We start from the raw sequence: 16517 nt of genomic DNA, 5'->3' as shown, positions 1-16517 counted from the left end.
AGTTAAGCTTAAGGTAGATTTGGGTCTATTATTTCACTAAAACTTTCTTGGATACTGAACCGCTCACAGTATGCATTTTCACAATATAAGTTCCAGAACTTAAGTGCTTAACTTCGTATTCAGAATAGTCCAGTTCTGAAATGTCGTTTATAGTATGTATCGATTGTCCAATTATATTGAATACCTCGATGGACTTAACTTCGGTAAAATTCGGATTGAGTAAAACCAGACTTTCTAAGTCATTAGAGTAGAAAATATCTAAAGTACTCAACTCATTTTCTTCAACGCTAAGTGTATCATTGGCATCTCTGAATGTAATTTCAAAACGATCTAAATATTCACCAGCCGAAAGGAAAATATCATAATCACTTTCTCTCAGGTTATGGTAGATATTGTTGTCAATATCGTGGACAAAAATATCTATATCGTTTGGCACGTTTTCAAGAGCATTAATACTGATTGTGTTTATTCCGTCTGAATCGGTTTTGATACCGATAGGGTAAACCGTGTCAATTTCTACGTCATTACTACCTTGTATGATGTATTTGTCTCCATCAATCATCCAGAACATGTCGTCCATTTGGGTTTCATTTAAGATTCCGTCATAACCAAGGTCAACTCCAGTAGTCGCATTTGAATCTATAGTTAATAATAACTGACGGTTGATTTCATTTACTGTATAGATACCAATTCTAAATTTCATTCTACCATCTGCATTGGCATCTGGCGCATCATCACTTGAGCTTGCTTCAGCAGTTCTCATGAATACAGAATCACCATTTAAAGTACCATCTTCCATCTGGAACACACGCTGGTCATTTTCAAAAACCACTTGTCCGCCAGAATCAGCAACAACAAAGAATCCTTGACTTACAGGTATGTATTGTCCTGGAGTTTTTCTCGCTGTACCAATGTTACTTATACCAGGAACCGGAACTCCTAAAGTTACAGCTGGTGTACCACCAGATAAGTTCATTAAGGCATATCCACCTTGATAATCTTGAAGGATGTGATTTCCTCCGCCCCAATGCTCCCAGAAGTATAGGGTTCCAGTTGTCACGCCTAAGTTATCATTGATAAACTCTACAGCATCAATAGCTGAAGGATAAGGGTTACCAACTAAGTAATCATTGGCAGCATTAAGGGTTAGATCAATATGGCCATTGTTTGGTTTTCCTCTAAACACATAGTTTTGATCGTCTACAAGCGCACCAGAACCAGGACCTTTCATTGTAAATCCTTCTCCAGCTTCAATATTGCCGTTACTTCTGATATGTTGCCATGCTGAGTAATCGCCATTTGGTAAGTTTGCAAATTTCCACACCCAATAATCAGCAATACGTAGAGGTGATGCAGTTCCATCATAACCAGAGGTTGAGAACGATACATTTTGCATAACATCAGGTAATGTATATCTGAATTCATTGGTTTCCATATCAGTTTGTCCAACAGGAGATGACCAATAGTTATAGGTATAGGTGTCAGCTGTTCCTTGTTGATCACGTTCCAATCGACCTGAACTTGCCACTAATAAGTCACTATCTTGTGTTTGGATTAGTTGTGATTCACCTTCAAGATCTATAGTTCCTGTTAAACTCAAATAGTGAGATATAGTGAGTCCAAAACCAAGATTGTTGGATGCATCTGTTAAACCATCTACTTCAAGTGTGTTACTATCAACCATAAGACCTAGCAACGATCTGTTTTTTGTGAAAGAAGGTAAGTCTGAGTTTGAATTTATGGAAACATTATGGCTTGTTCTTACAATATTCCAATCTACAGTGACATCACTATCAACTATTGAAGACGTTCCAGGTGTCGTTTGAACACCGCCATTCGCCCATGTTGTTGTGTCATTCCAATTACCAGGTTGGGTTGTTTCGTATGGTAGAGGAGCAGTTTGTCTATCAACTGTATTAAGATTTCTAAGTGCACCTTGGTTACCATTTCCTGAAGCATCTTCAGTATTGGTATAGGTGTATACTGACATTGGATAGTATCCAGCTAAGTCCGACCATGGAATTGTGGCAACCTCATTTTTAGTAATGGTAGTAGGTAATACTTTACCGCTTACAAATGAACTATTATCCTCAATTTCCTGGTTCATGATGAATCGCATTTGATCTACGCTTAGAGCGATATCCCACACACGTACTTCATCAATATTACCTCTAAAGTGCTGTGTTGGTGAACCTTTACCAGCAGCTGCAATGTAGAAGGACTCTGTTGTATCAACAGGAGCTGTTCTATTGGCTGTACTGTCTTCAATACCATCAATATAAATTCTAACCGTGGTTCCATCATAGATAACGGCAACGTGATGCCATTCATCATCAGGGATGCTGGTTGTAGATGCCAACGATTGGTTGCTTCCATTTTTCCAGAATATTTGAATACGGTTATCATTTAAGATTCTGAAATCATAACCTTGAGTAAAACCAGTATCTCTTTTTGATACAATAGACTTCGTTCCTGTATCAGCTGCATCTCTTTTGATCCATGCTGAGATAGTAAACTCAGAAGGATTTAAATCTAAAGCATCCTCCATATCCACATAGTCAACAGCACCATCGAAGTAAATTGAACGCTCTACTTCAATTTGAGGCGCATAACCAAAGGTGATATATTTAGTGTTATCAAAGTCGTATTCTGTTTCTAGGTTACCATTACCATCGCTAGTCATTACTCTATAATCAGCCGTTGGATCGAAAACACCTGTATCAGAAATAAACATATAGTAACTTCCTGGAGGAGAGATGTTTCTAAAAGCATCTTGAGGAATTCTAACTTTTACTGTTGGAATGTCTCCGCCGTTTTCAACTACTTTCCAAACACGTTGCATGGCTGTAAAAGTTACATTAGTAGTTAATGCAGGAGTAATACCAGCACTCATGTTTACGGTAACAGTCGTTGCTGCTAATGTTAAGTCAACACCGTTATTACCCCAAACAAGAAACTCTTTATCATTGAAAGTTGTTGGGTTCGTTGATTGATTTAATTTATTGGTATCATAGATATCTGTTAATCCAAAAGTTAAGATCCCTTCTGTACGACCATCTAAATCGGCAGCATTATTCACACTTCTAGATTGCTTTTGATTCAATTCTGAAGCATCATCTCTACCAATTCCAGCGATATCATAATTGTAACCGACGTTAGCAGATTGGTCCCAAATAACGGTTCCATCACTATCTACATAATCTTGAGTCGTACCATTAGTACCAAGTGTAATTCCGTATTTAATCGCAAGGTATGATTGAATTCTGTTACGCTCTTGGGTTAAGTTGGCGTCATCTTTTCTTGCAGAGTACGTAATTACTTCAGCAACTCTAGCATTAAGTGTCGCTTCCCATCCTTCTGAACGTCCAAGCCACCATCTAGAATCTTCAGTGTTTATATATTCAGCGATATCGTTTTGGTTCGTTCCAATATCATTAGCATTGTAAAACAATTCTTGTTGCGTATCTGCTGAATTATTTCTTGTGTTGATGATACCGACATTATCATAACTTGATCCTGTACCGATTTCAGCAACTGCATAACCATCTCCAGCTTCTGAAGAGGTATAAGAGTCATGTGCATAACAAATAACTTCACCGTTCACACGACCTGTATAATCTCCAAAACCAATTCCGGTTGCATCAGTTGCAGCAGTCTCTAAATGTGCATCACTACAGAATACATCCATATACCCGAAAGAGTTGTTAATTGGTGTGTCATCTGGAATAAGAACGATGAAAATATCCTGAGTGTAAAAACCGTAATCACCAGATAAGAACTCTGTTGTGGTACTATCGTGAGAATAGTTGCCATCTAAAGAGAACGAAGTATAGGTGTTATCAAATTCAACAACTGGATTAAAGTTTACATTCTTAGTGGTATTGTCATAATACGTCGGTCTTTGATTAGAGTTATTAACTCTAGCATCACTACCAAGTCCTTGGTCTACCCAAGATGATACACTTTGTCCGCTAGTATAACTTAAACCGTCATCAGCCTTAAGCCATAAAGCGAGATCTGAAGTCACACCACCAGGTGCTACTGTAGGTGTTGGTTTGTCGACCATTGATACCATATCAATAGCCATATCACTTCTTTGATTTGGACCTACTACACCTCTTATTCTAATTCTTATGGTTTGACCAACATAGCTAGTTAAATCTACACTAATTGGTGTGAATGACGATAAGCCATATCCATGCGATTGTGCCGATTGTGAGAATAGGAGCGTAGGATACGTCAATCCGTTATCGGTACTTAACTCCACATACAAATCGCCCATTGCTGAACCATACATATGATAGAAGAAGGTAAATCTTGGATTCGATGCACTTGATAGGTCAAAGCATGGGCTAACCAACTGTGCTGTATCATTGAAGTTACCATCAGATTCTGTGTAGATGTAAAACGTGCCATCTTGTGCAGAAGCTGGTCCTGTTTGACTTGTTGGCGTTGTTGAACTATTTCTAGACCAATCAAAATCGTCTGTAATGATATTTAAATCTTGTGTCCATTGTCCAAACCCAGACTCAAAACTTTCTGAATATGGATAGGCAGAAACTGTCGACGTACAAACACCTGGTGCAATACCTGTACCTTGTATGTCAAAAGTATAAGGGTTTTCATCACTGTCGTTGTTAACAATAGAAACAGTAGCAGTTCTCGTTCCAACAGCACTTGGGTCAAATTCAACATCGAATGTTGTTGAACCAGAAGCCGCAATTGATGCCGCTGGAGAAGATGTTACGGTAAAATCACCAGCATTTGCTCCAGTTATGTTAACAGCTGAAACAGATAATGATAACGTACCTGTATTTTCAATTGTGAAAGTATGTGTACTTGTTGATCCACTTATTGAAATAGAACCATACTCTGTATCATCTGTTACAGTTGGTGTTGTATCTCCATCAACAATCGTGATTCCATTTCCTGTGACATTAATCTCTGGAGAAGGCGTAATACCTGTACCTTGAATGTCAAAGTTGTATGGTGCTTCATTACTATCGTTATTTGCAATACTTACACTAGCAGTTCTTACACCATCGGCACTCGGATCAAAAGTAATGTCAAATGTCGTTGAACTTGAAGTTCCTACTGTCCCTGAAGGACTTGACGTTACGGTAAAGTCAGCCGCATTTGCTCCAGATATTGTAATCGCTCCAACTGTTAGAGAAGCTGTTCCTGTATTTTGAATTGTAAAGGTATTGACGTTAGTCCCACCAGTAGTGTTTACATTTCCAAAATCGGTATCATCAGTTACACTTGGTGTGGTATCTCCGTCAACAATACTGGTTCCGTTTCCAATAACATTAATTTCTGGCATTGGAGAGCCTGAAGCAGTCAGGCTAAAATTATCAATAGCCATATCACTTCTATAATCGTTTGTGGTTAATCCGATGAAACGGAGCATTACATTTTGACCAACATAAGGTGTCAAGTTGAGTGTTACTTGATTCCATGCCTGTCCAGAACTCGTTTGTACTTGTCCGCTTTGCGACCATAGCACTGTTGGCCAAGTCGCACCATTGTTAGTACTGATTTCAACTGACAAATCACCCATTCCAGAACCATACATGTGGTAGTAAAATGAGAAAGATGCTGAAAATTGTGAGGACAGATCAAAACAAGGACTAATAAGAATATGTGTATCGTTATAGTTTGGATTACTTCCTTCAGTATACATGTAATTTGAACCTTCATTGGCACCTGAAGGACCAGTGTTGTTGGAAGGTGTTCCGCCAGATCGGCTTCTCCAGTCTTTGTCATCACCTGAATCTTGAACCCATAAACCTAGTCCAGATTCAAAACCTTCAGCATAAGGAAAAGAGTTAACGGTTGATGTACATGTTCCCGCACATCCACCTGATACATTAAAGTACACAGGAGCTGCTCCACTTGGACTAGCTAAATCGCCATCGTCTTGATTTATGACAGTACTACCACTAGAGGTAATGGTTATATTATCTGATCCATTCCAACCATCTCCATATGTGTCATACATTATGAAATAATAGTTATTACCATCTGGAATACACCCAAGTGATATTGTTCCTGTATAACTGTTATTGGAACCACCTGTATAACCGATGTCAATAGTTGAAATAAGCGTACCTCCAGGGTTGTATATTTCAACGCGGTTTTCAGATGCCCAAGATGGCCAGTCTACAGTGACTTCAACAACGGAAGTTTGAGCAAATCCTAATTCGGATAATAAAAGCGTGCACAATATGAGTGCAAACTTTCTAAGTGAAAGTGTAGAAATTTTCATAAGCGGTTAAATTTTAGTTTTGGGACTAACTAATTTTGGTCAAATATATATACCAACTCCATAAAATGCAAATAAATTCGATGAAATACACAATGAATTTTTTAAGTAGTTGATAATCAATATAATGAAAAAGCTGAAAATTATTATAATTTTCAGCTTTTTCTGACATTCTAAATTTATTAACTATTGCTTAATCAATTGTTTAACAATTGAGCTATTGTTTTTATTATCTGTAATTTTCAGGAAGTATGATCCTTTGGTAAGGTTGTTCATGTTCTGCAAATGATACTCTCCATTAAGGATTGTTGTATTTGCTGAACTGAATATAGTTCTACCACTAATGTCATATAATTCAATATCGATATTTGATTCGGTAGTATTTGACATTTTTATAGTCACTATGTTTTTGAACGGGTTAGGGAAGACACTAACACTTTCTAAAGTATTATCTACAATTCCAAGTGTATCTTCAACAGTAACAACCACTTCCTTTCTGGCACTTTTGATATCTTCAAGGCTCCAATCATAGAAGAAATAGTAATAATCTAAATTATTGATGTTGTTGCCTTTAATCGTAATTGAACCGTTAGTATACGGATAGCTGGTACCTGCAGCAGTATTATTTCTCCACAAACTAAACCCTGAAGATAATTCTGCACTGGCAAGCCTAAGGTCATTTGCAATAGGAATCATGAAATTAAGTTCAATTTGCTGTACCCCTCCAGCTTCAATAAGAATCAAACGTGAATCGAGTACATTACCCGAACCATCTTGTAATTGTACTTCCATTTCACCTGCACTTTGCGCATTGATGGTTACTTCTTTCAGTAAAACTTCTTCTGTAGAATCAAATATTAAATAACGATCTGTAGTTCCTCCAGCAAAAAAGCTTCCATTTGCTGCATAATTTGTTGAACCTACATTACCCTTTGCAATAACATCTTCAACAAAATAAGATCTAGTTTCTGTCAAGATAGGAGTGGTGTAGCTAGCACCAGTAGCAACAGGAGAATCATCATCAATATTTTCATACCAATTTAAGGTTCCTGATCCAGTTGCTGTCAGTGTAGCCGTTTCGTTTTCAAAAATAGAAACATCATCAGCATTTGGTAAACTTGTATTGGCAACCATCGTTACATTTTGAATGGTTTGCACGTTATCTGTTATACTTACATTGATTGTTTGTGAGGCGTAACCAGGCGCTTCAAAGGTGACATTATAGTTTCCGCCTTTAAGAAGTCTGTAGTAATCACCAAAATCTGCATTTGAAAAGACAAATGAATTTTTATTGTCATGTCCAGCAATTGATATTTTAGCGACGACAGGATTTCCAGATTCATCAGAGACAATCCCTTGGAGTCCAAAATTCACTTGCTTCATAAAATCTAGAATAGCTTGTTTGTTGTAGGTCCAATGATCATTTATGGCACTACCTTGAATCCATTTGGTGTCAGATAGCTCAATGGTAACTTCTCTACCACCTCTGTAAAAATTCATATAATCTTGTCGTCCACCAAACACGCGGTACCATTCAGCACCATGCGTGACACCTGGACTTGGATACACGTCAGAATCTTCATCAACAGTCATATATCCTGAAGGACTATTATTCTGTGCATTTGTAGCATATTCAACTGAAATATATTCATACCAGTCGTGATCTGCATGTTGATCATAGGTATTATCCCATGGATAATTCACCAATTCTGTTCCGCCATGGAAATTTGCCGATAACACAATGTCATGAGCTGCTTCAAAGTTCATAAAAGCAAGGGTTTCAACCTCGTAAGTACCTTCATAATGAAGTCCAGCCATATTATCAACATAGTTTCGGTTTAAATCTTGTCCGTTGGCATTGGCACGTATCGGATTTGTAATCACATTGTTACCTGTATTTCTATAGGTTCCATCAGGATTTGCTAATGGATTGATATAGATAACCGTATTATTGACGATGCCATCAACTTCTGCATCAGAACCATAATTACTAAGTAAGTATTCTGCTAATCTGATCATTAAAGGATAGCCTGCAAGTTCATCACCATGCATTGATGAGGTATACATAAATTCTGGTTCGGCTTCGTTAGTATTGACATTATCAGAAATCTTCAACATTAGAATTTGTCTTCCGTTGTTTGTGTCTCCAATAGATTCCAAAGTACACAGATTAGGATAGGTAGTTGCAAAATAATTCATCTTATCTACATACTGAGAGTATGTTGGATAGGCATTCCAATCGACATCCCAAGCTTGGGTATCTTCTTCACTGGTTACATTTGGAGTAAACTCATTATCGTTGTCGTTGACTACAAAAGGTAATCCGTAAGCTAAAAATTGTTGAAATGTCTCTGCATTGGCAAAAGCTTCAACCTCTAGGGTTTCAGGATTCACATTATGACCAATGGATAAAAAGTTGGCGATTTCTTGAACTTGTTGTTCGTTATTAGCGGTAAATACAAAGCAAACTTCACCACGATTCGCAATGTAGTTTTGAGCTTTTTGAACGTTTGAAATTTGAGCATGTACGCTTGTAAACATAAGCAGAAGCAATACATACAAGAAAGTAGTTTTTCTCATTAGAGTAGGTGTTTAGGTAAATTTGGACTTAAAATTTGAGGCTAATATAGAATAAATTTCGCAGAATAATCTATAAAACGCATAAAAAACCGATGAAATGCACAATATTTTATAATATTGCCTACAAATTCAACACTATGTATGTGCATAGAATTATAAACTTGATTTTAGAAATGTTTGTGAATGATAATTATTGAAGGCATTTGGTCTTGGAAGATGATAATTCATCAACTCAAATTCTAGGCATCTTCACTGTTGAATTTACTTACCAATTCTGGTTTCACAGTTTTATTAAAAACTTCCAAAAAGGTATCATAAGTGATATCTTTCATGATTGGTTGTAGTTTTTTATGGAGATATGCTGGATCTTTTGTCAATCTAGGATATTTAATCAAAGTCACATCAGTAGTAGAATCTGATGTAGAAAGCATTAATTTATAGAGTTGATTTAACAAAACATGTTCTTGATTATTAGACTCAAGTGAATTGGTATGCCATGTGCCACCAGGAAAATTTACCTTATTAACACCTAATTTAATCAACATCCTTTTTGTTAGGGATTGTTTTTTGATGCCTTTCTTTGTAACGTTAATTCTACTTTGGGCTGCGGCGTTTAAGTTTCGTATAGGAATAAAAACATGCTCAACTAGAATGTCTTCACGAGCGAATATTTCATCTGCATAATCGCAAAACCAAGGGTTTTTAACGATATAAGGACAATTATCCTTTCTGATATCTTTTTCAAGTCCAGCATGGCTTAAATCATTTTTATTCTTTTTTAAGCTATCAGTGTTATAGCCAGTGTCTAAGCCAAGGTTTGTAAGAAGTTCCACAAGGAAACTGGTACCAGATCGACCTGTTCCTGAAATCATCACATGCCTTCTTTTGTTCATTGTTGTGCAGATACGTTTTGAATGTGTTTAAAAGATATTCAAAATTAAAATTTATTTGAAGAATGTGTCGTATTACTAGCTGAGATTTAAAACTATTTTTCTTTGCGTAGTATTTTTTCCATTTTACGGCCTTTAGCCAATTCATCTATCAACTTTTCCATTTGCCTACATTGCTTATACAATTCAAACTCTTCCTCAATATCTTCTATTCGATAGCCACAAACAACCCCTTTTATCATATGTTCATTTGGATGTATTTTAGCCTTTTGAAAGAAGGTTCTGAAAGTTACTTTTTCATCAATTAGAGATTGTAAAGTGTCTTGGTCAAAACCAGTAAACCATTCAATTACTTGGTCGAGTTCTTCTTTTGTTCTACCATTTTTTTCTATTCTATTAAGATAATGCGGATAGATGGAAGCAAATACCATTTTGGCAACTTGCTCATTTTTTTCGGTTGTGACTTTCATTTTATATGTTTTGTTTAGAGGTATTAAAATAATCTTTAGTTCAATGTCATTCAGAAAATCTTATTTTTCAATAATAAAAACGTGAGTATCTACATAACGCTTTGAAAGCCCATTGAATTCTGAATCGTCAATTTTTCGTCCGCCAATTTTACCCACCGCCTTTTGGGAACGTTTATTCTTTTTGTTCACTTTGAATATGATGGCATCAAAGTATTTAAAAGCGTGTTCAATCATCATTTTTTTTATGGAAGCGTTATAGGTTCCTCCCCAAAATTCCCGATCGATAAATGTCCAACCAATTTCTATCATTTTGGGAAAGCCATCAACTTTCATATATCTTGAGCTTCCAATGATGTCACCACTTTGTTTATCATAGATAATGAACGCTCCTTTTGATGCTATTGACTCAGCAAAAAAATTCTCAAAAACATCTCTAAGATAGCGTTTTACATGATGCTGTTCCCAAATCTTTGGATCTTTTGCTACTTGGTACAAAGCTTCCAGGTCAGTTTGCTCCAAAGGCCTTAAGCGCACTAATTCATTTTGTAATATTGGCTGTAAATCCATAGTTTTAAATGCAAGCATAAATCTACTGCTATTTTTTTAATTGTTTATGGGAACCATCACAATTTGGCATCCGTTTCGAAAGTCCACATACACAATCTAACATGCCTTTGCCATTGTAGATGCGCTCTTCATATTTTTCTATTCTGGAAATTATGGTTTTCGATTGCTTTGCAGCTGAAAAGTGTAAGAGATAACCTCTTTGTCTTCCTTTTGTTAAACTTGTAAAAGCCTTTTCAAGCTTAGGGTTTTCATTGAATTTTTCTATGAGTTCTTTAGGAAGTTTAAGCTCTTGATCTTTTTTATAATCAATTTTTAACCCTTTTCTTTCAATGTCTATAGCCTCATTGATGTAGCTTTTGATGATATCTTGATTTTTATCAATCTCTTTTTCAGATGTGAAGGAAAGGTATTTGGCAGATCTTGAATTAGGACCAGCTTTATGGAGTCTATTTTTTTGATCCTTTAGAAGTTCACCTTTTAGAAAACTGACTGTACAGAATTCCTTAGTGTAACCAAGTATAATGATGTTCTTTCCGTTATCTGTGTAGCAAGGGTTTCGCCATTTATATTCTTCCTCGAGTCCGCAATCTAAAATTAAATCTCGAAGTTTTGTAAGCTCCGGTTTCCATGCCTTGAGTTTGGCAAAATAGTGTTCGACTTTATCGTTCATGGTTTTATTTTTAATCTGATTTTACAAGTGATTTAAATCCACCATAGACCATTCTACTAGCATCAAAAATCAAATTTTCAGGATTAACCAAAGGTACTACCAAACTAGCCATTCTAGGATCTTCAGGCACTTTTTTATTGGCTAGATCTCGAATTTCTTTTGATGGAAATACGACCCAACCAAAAATGACTGCCTCATCTTCTTTCACGTCGATGGTTTCAATAAATGACTTGGTACCTTCTAGCGATAAGTCATCACCAATAAATTCGTTGTAGGCGATGGCGCCATATGATTTCCAAATTTCAGCCACTTTTTCAGCCACTTTTTTGTAGTCGTCAACATGAGCTCGAGGAATGGGTAAAACAAAGCCGTCAATATAGTTTTTCATATTCGTTTTTTTTTAGTCTTATAATATATCACTTCATACTTTTAAATCATTCCGTTCAGCCCATTCCGTCCAGGAGCCATCATATAATTTGGAGGTGTTTGTATATCCAATTCGGCACGCTAGTAAAACAATGCAAGCGGTCAATCCAGAACCACAAGAAAATACCAATTTTTTTTCTCCATGACATTTATGCTTAAAAAGTACTTTGAGTTCGTCTTTGGATTTAAACATACCGTCAGATAATACGTCTTGATGAGGGATGTTGACAGAATTGGGAATGTGACCACTTTTCAAATGTTTTCTCGGTTCTTGTTCAGTGCCATTGAAACGTCCTTTAGACCGAGCATCGACAATTAGGAAATCTTTTTTGATGATATTCTGCGAAACCTGTTCAAACGAAATAAGTAAATCCTTATTAAAATTGGCTTTGAAATTTCCAGTTTCGAATTTGGTAAGATGTGATTGCTCCGTTCGGAATCCATTTTGAATCCATTTTGGAAGTCCGCCATCAAGAACAGCAATGTTCTCATGTCCCATAACGTGGAATAGCCACCAAGCTCTCGGACTGGAATACATTCCATTGGCATCAAACACAACAATTTCAGAATCCTGATTGATGCCTAATTTTTGACATTCGCGTTCAAATATGTGAGGATTTGGAATGGTATTCGGAAATACACTTGAAGTATCAGAAAACACATTTTTTAAGTCGAATCGCCTCGCGTTTGGAATTGTGGATTCACTTTTCTCAAATACCTTTCCACTAGCATTAGAGGCTATGCTGGCATCGAGAATTATTAAATTCGGATGATCCAGATTTTGATTGAGCCATTTAGTGGAAACGATGTCTTTCAATACTGTGAGAAAAAAGGTTATAGGCTTTAAGTTATTTCAATTCCAGCTTCTTCAAAAATGATTTTCAATTCATTTTCGATTGGAAATGGCTTTAAAGGAGGCACATTCGCACCACCTGGATTTCCAACGGGAATTTTTCCAACAAACGATTTGACACCTCCAAAAACCAACCTAGGAATTTGACCGATGATTTCTTTCCCGTTTTTAATCTGAATTCCGAATTGTAGCATTTTCCAATGTACAAACGTATGCGCATAAGGATATTTTTGTCCAATGATATGCGCTCGTTCTAAATGATTCCAAGCATTACTTAAGTTCCCTTTAGATAATTCAGATTTATAATTATCTAATTCTGTATTATAAAAAGGCTTTAAGCCTTTTGGTATAGACGTATAGAATTTCATTGTTCCCTTTGTTTGTTCAAATATTGAAAACTGTTATGTAACCTAGAGGAAGTAAGTTACTAAAAAAGGGTAGAATAGAGGACTGATTTTAATAGAAATAGGTAATCCTCAATTTACATAGCATCAATTTTCAAAGAGGTCATGGTAAGGGAACCACCAACTGGCTTGTCATTAAAAATACTGATATGCTCGTTGTCATCTTTCAAAGCCAATGAATAGAGCAATGGTAAATAATGTTCAGGTGTTGGAATGGCGAGATCAAATGCTTTACCTTGAGATTGAAAATCTATTAAGGGTTGAAAATCACCACTCAAGATATGGCTTTTCATTTTTTCGTTTGCTTCTGTTGCCCAATCAAACGCAAATTCTTCATTAAGCCTTCTCCAAGCCACCATTCTAAGGTTATGAACCATGTTTCCACTACCAATAATCAATACGCCTTTTTGACGAAGCTGACTTATTTCTTTTGCTAGCTCGTAGTGATAACGGCCAGGTTTAGTATAGTCAATACTCATTTGAATGACAGGAATGTCTGCGTTTGGGTATAGATGTTTGATAACACTCCATGCGCCATGGTCAAGTCCCCATTTATCATCCAATTGCACACTTGTTTTAGTAACTAGTTTTTGGGCTTCTTTCGCCAGTTCAGGACTTCCAGGTGCTGGATATTGTACATCGAACAAAGCTTGCGGAAAACCTCCGAAATCGTGAATGGTTTTTGGATGTTGCATGGCAGTTACATAAGTGCCTCGAGTCTCCCAATGCGCTGAAATACAAAGTATGGCATTTGGTTTCTGGATATCTTTTCCAATCTTTCGAAAGCCTTGAACAAACTCGTTTTCCTCAATGGCGTTCATCGGACTTCCATGCCCCAAGAAGAGTACAGGCATTTTGCCTGTATTACTCATGTTAGAGGTCATTTTATTTAAATCTCTTAAATTCATTGTTGAACGTTCTAATGAACTATGGCGTTAGTTTGAATATTGGCTTATAGTTCTAGTGTTCCAATCCACGGATTGGTGAATCCTCTATTTGGGCAATACGTGATGCCGTAGACTTTACCGTTTTCTAAATATCCAGAGTGATAGTAATCATTACTTTGGTCTGCGGTTGAAAACGCAAAATATAATTTTGACCAATTCTGGTTAATGATTCCGTTTTTGATTTCGCTGCCATAAAAGGTTCCTGTAAACGTGTTTTCATTGATTTCCTTTACAACAAAGAATTGGTAATAGGCTTCAGATTCTGGAGTTGGTCTTAAATCAATTTTCCAGTTTCCGATGAGTAGATCTACTTTGGTGCTAGAGTTGGTATCTAGGTCTTGTGCAATGATTGTATTTGACGATAAAACGAACAAAAACAAAAATGTGAGATATCTTTTCATGAGTACATATTTTATGATGGTGAATGCGCTATTTGTTGATATATTTTTCAAAATCTTCAAAAGAATTAAATCGAGCTTTAATGTCTCCCTTAGTATTTAGGTGTAAATAGGTTGGAAAAGACCATATTGCCATAGCTTTCGTCATGGTTTCTAAAGAATCAATTTCTCTGTAATTGTTCCAATTGTAGCCATGTTCTTTGAGGTAATCTTTCCACTTGATATGGTCTTTGTCTGTTGAAATTCCAATCAATTCGATGTTGTGTTCGTTAAGGAATTCCAGTTTTTGGGAAATGAGCTTATGGTCTTTGATGCAAGGCGGACAATTAACAAACCAGAAATCCAAAAGATAGGTTTTTGAGTTGTCTAATTCTATGGAAGACATCTCATTATTGATATCTGCTAGTTGATATTCAGAAAAATCAAGTGTATTGACTTTAAGTATGTTTTCAATTCTACTATGGACACTAATAAAATGATTTTTCAACGTGTCGTTTTGTTCTGAAAGCTCATCAAATAATGTTCTGATTTTGTGTTGGTCATTTTGATTTCGGTAAATAAATTTATTCGCAACATCAAACGAAAAGGGATTGTTGATATTTTCACGAACCTTTTCCATTAAGAAATTATCAATTGTCAAGCTATCAGCATCATCTTTAATGAGTTTGCGAAAAGTTTGAGAAAAATCAATAGCGTTGTAATAAAGATCTGAATTCTGAATGGTATCGATATGTAATTTCTCTTTAAAGGTAGCATCAACGATCAAATGGTTTCCATTCAACCAAAATTGGCTTGTTTTAGAACCGTTTTCTGTAAAAACTTCAAGATTGTACAAGTCATTTAAACGTTTCTTGAAATCAACTTTTATGGTATCCTTGATGGGTAAAAAGAAACTTTCGGTTTGACCGATATCTGAAATCCATATACTATCAATCATAACATCAGACTTTAGAATGATATTGACATCGGCTAAATCTGTTTTTTTTGGTTTTGATTCCGATTTACAACTAAAAATGAAAAGGCTAAGTAAGATGATGATTGTTTGCTTCATGATTGAATTAGTGTTAAGCTATTATTTGATTTTATAATTCGGCTGTCATTTTACCAAGATTTATTTTTTCGGCTTTGGTGAATGTAATATCTCTTACATATTCCATTTTTTTCCATAGATACGTATTGCCTTTGAGTCCATTGGTCATTTTCATTCTTCTATTGAGTCGCTCTATTTCCTTATCGGTAGCCTTTCTCTTTTCTCCAAGCTTTCCGTAAAGTTTAACAGCCGGAAAACTTTTGAATTTTTCATGAAACAAGGCTTTAATCCAAAACATCCTTCCGCTATTCACAGCAAGTAAGCATACATTTGGGTTGTTGTTTGCGTGCTCAGGAAGTTTTGAAGGAAATTTTTCAAAGTAAAATCCGGTTTGGTCATCATTTAAAAACAACGAGCCAATAGGTGTTACAGTCGGATTGTTTTCAGAATCAACAGAAGCAATAGCGACATGAAAGTTAGAGCTGAAGCTTGTATTAAAATGCTTTCTTATGGTATTCCATTCGGTTTTAATGTTCACGTATTCATGTTTTTATTCAAATTGAATAATTCCTTTACTCTCCAATATTGTTCTTTTATCAAACTCAAAATCTATGTAGAGAGCTTCTCCTTTTTTTCCATTTATTTCTTTTGATATTCTGCCCACTTCGAGCTTTTCTTTATCATAAGCCTTAACAAAAAGCGTATCGGAAAAATCTTTTTCAAATATGATATAAACCGTTAATAGGTTGTCATTGCCACCATTTGAATTCTCTACATAGTATTTTCCTGTTGAGATTCCTTTGGTTTTAAGATCTTCTGATATTTCAATTTTTAGAGCTAAGGTTTTTTCGATGCCTTCACCAATGCCTTCTATGAATTCTGTTGCCGACTTTCCTACGGTTTCGCCACCTTTATTAATGGTCTCTTTCGTCTTGTTTTTTATGCGATTGCAGGAAGTAAAAGTGAATACAATTCCTAAGAATAAAGTTAATGTCAATAGTTTGTATTTCATGGCCT

14 protein-coding genes are annotated in these 16517 nt (G+C 36.0%); all 14 read right to left on the bottom strand.

Annotation, left to right across the window (positions count from 1 at the left end):
- Positions 1 to 28 precede the first annotated feature (28 nt).
- The gene (locus AB9K26_RS08190; RefSeq protein WP_369972069.1) at positions 29 to 6268 is read right to left on the bottom strand and encodes a choice-of-anchor D domain-containing protein; all 6240 of its coding nucleotides are present in this window, start codon (positions 6266 to 6268) and stop codon (positions 29 to 31) included.
- A 183-nt stretch (positions 6269 to 6451) separates the two neighbouring features.
- On the bottom strand, positions 6452 to 8845 hold the full coding sequence (locus AB9K26_RS08185) for a M14 family zinc carboxypeptidase (protein WP_369972068.1): 2394 nt from the start codon (positions 8843 to 8845) through the stop codon (positions 6452 to 6454).
- Positions 8846 to 9084: 239 nt separating this feature from the next.
- Positions 9085 to 9738 carry a hypothetical protein gene (locus AB9K26_RS08180; RefSeq protein ID WP_369972067.1) on the bottom strand — a complete coding sequence of 218 codons (654 nt, stop codon included), beginning with the start codon at positions 9736 to 9738 and terminating at the stop codon, positions 9085 to 9087.
- Positions 9739 to 9830: 92 nt separating this feature from the next.
- Positions 9831 to 10205: a DUF2200 domain-containing protein gene (locus AB9K26_RS08175; RefSeq protein ID WP_369972066.1), complete on the bottom strand. Its 375-nt coding sequence runs from the start codon at positions 10203 to 10205 to the stop codon at positions 9831 to 9833.
- A 60-nt stretch (positions 10206 to 10265) separates the two neighbouring features.
- A complete protein-coding gene (locus tag AB9K26_RS08170; protein ID WP_369972065.1) occupies positions 10266 to 10790 on the bottom strand; it encodes a GNAT family N-acetyltransferase in 525 nt (174 codons plus the stop codon).
- 10 nt (positions 10791 to 10800) lie between these two features.
- Positions 10801 to 11442, bottom strand: a complete 642-nt coding sequence (locus AB9K26_RS08165; RefSeq protein WP_369972064.1) for a DUF1801 domain-containing protein — start codon at positions 11440 to 11442, stop codon at positions 10801 to 10803.
- 10 nt (positions 11443 to 11452) lie between these two features.
- On the bottom strand, positions 11453 to 11830 hold the full coding sequence (locus AB9K26_RS08160) for a DUF1428 domain-containing protein (protein WP_369972063.1): 378 nt from the start codon (positions 11828 to 11830) through the stop codon (positions 11453 to 11455).
- Between the two features lie 33 nt (positions 11831 to 11863).
- Entirely contained in the window at positions 11864 to 12685 is an 822-nt protein-coding gene (locus AB9K26_RS08155; protein WP_369972062.1) for a sulfurtransferase, read from the bottom strand.
- A 26-nt stretch (positions 12686 to 12711) separates the two neighbouring features.
- On the bottom strand, positions 12712 to 13089 hold the full coding sequence (locus AB9K26_RS08150) for a DUF3703 domain-containing protein (RefSeq protein ID WP_369972061.1): 378 nt from the start codon (positions 13087 to 13089) through the stop codon (positions 12712 to 12714).
- Positions 13090 to 13202: 113 nt separating this feature from the next.
- The gene (gene ygiD / locus AB9K26_RS08145) at positions 13203 to 14033 is read right to left on the bottom strand and encodes a 4,5-DOPA dioxygenase extradiol (RefSeq protein WP_369972060.1); all 831 of its coding nucleotides are present in this window, start codon (positions 14031 to 14033) and stop codon (positions 13203 to 13205) included.
- A 44-nt stretch (positions 14034 to 14077) separates the two neighbouring features.
- Positions 14078 to 14473 carry a hypothetical protein gene (locus AB9K26_RS08140; RefSeq protein WP_369972059.1) on the bottom strand — a complete coding sequence of 132 codons (396 nt, stop codon included), beginning with the start codon at positions 14471 to 14473 and terminating at the stop codon, positions 14078 to 14080.
- 28 nt (positions 14474 to 14501) lie between these two features.
- Entirely contained in the window at positions 14502 to 15521 is a 1020-nt protein-coding gene (locus tag AB9K26_RS08135) for a TlpA family protein disulfide reductase (RefSeq protein WP_369972058.1), read from the bottom strand.
- A gap of 31 nt (positions 15522 to 15552) precedes the next feature.
- Positions 15553 to 16038 (bottom strand): pyridoxamine 5'-phosphate oxidase family protein, encoded by a 486-nt coding sequence (locus AB9K26_RS08130; RefSeq protein ID WP_369972057.1) that lies wholly within the window; start codon positions 16036 to 16038, stop codon positions 15553 to 15555.
- A gap of 12 nt (positions 16039 to 16050) precedes the next feature.
- Positions 16051 to 16512 carry a hypothetical protein gene (locus AB9K26_RS08125; protein ID WP_369972056.1) on the bottom strand — a complete coding sequence of 154 codons (462 nt, stop codon included), beginning with the start codon at positions 16510 to 16512 and terminating at the stop codon, positions 16051 to 16053.
- Between the last annotated feature and the right edge of the window lie 5 nt (positions 16513 to 16517).

Origin of the sequence: Psychroserpens sp. XS_ASV72 (genome assembly GCF_041224425.1) — a bacterium.
Taxonomy (GTDB): domain Bacteria; phylum Bacteroidota; class Bacteroidia; order Flavobacteriales; family Flavobacteriaceae; genus Psychroserpens.
The sequence above is the reverse complement of the archived record's forward strand: the minus strand, read 5'-3'. Positions and strand labels throughout refer to the sequence as shown.

Coding starts and splice junctions, on each gene's coding strand:
- AB9K26_RS08190 (WP_369972069.1), bottom strand. CDS start 6,268: ATGAAAATTTCTACACTTTCACTTAGAAAGTTTGCACTCATATTGTGC.
- AB9K26_RS08185 (WP_369972068.1), bottom strand. CDS start 8,845: ATGAGAAAAACTACTTTCTTGTATGTATTGCTTCTGCTTATGTTTACA.
- AB9K26_RS08180 (WP_369972067.1), bottom strand. CDS start 9,738: ATGAACAAAAGAAGGCATGTGATGATTTCAGGAACAGGTCGATCTGGT.
- AB9K26_RS08175 (WP_369972066.1), bottom strand. CDS start 10,205: ATGAAAGTCACAACCGAAAAAAATGAGCAAGTTGCCAAAATGGTATTT.
- AB9K26_RS08170 (WP_369972065.1), bottom strand. CDS start 10,790: ATGCTTGCATTTAAAACTATGGATTTACAGCCAATATTACAAAATGAA.
- AB9K26_RS08165 (WP_369972064.1), bottom strand. CDS start 11,442: ATGAACGATAAAGTCGAACACTATTTTGCCAAACTCAAGGCATGGAAA.
- AB9K26_RS08160 (WP_369972063.1), bottom strand. CDS start 11,830: ATGAAAAACTATATTGACGGCTTTGTTTTACCCATTCCTCGAGCTCAT.
- AB9K26_RS08150 (WP_369972061.1), bottom strand. CDS start 13,089: ATGAAATTCTATACGTCTATACCAAAAGGCTTAAAGCCTTTTTATAAT.
- ygiD (WP_369972060.1), bottom strand. CDS start 14,033: ATGAATTTAAGAGATTTAAATAAAATGACCTCTAACATGAGTAATACA.
- AB9K26_RS08140 (WP_369972059.1), bottom strand. CDS start 14,473: ATGAAAAGATATCTCACATTTTTGTTTTTGTTCGTTTTATCGTCAAAT.
- AB9K26_RS08135 (WP_369972058.1), bottom strand. CDS start 15,521: ATGAAGCAAACAATCATCATCTTACTTAGCCTTTTCATTTTTAGTTGT.
- AB9K26_RS08125 (WP_369972056.1), bottom strand. CDS start 16,512: ATGAAATACAAACTATTGACATTAACTTTATTCTTAGGAATTGTATTC.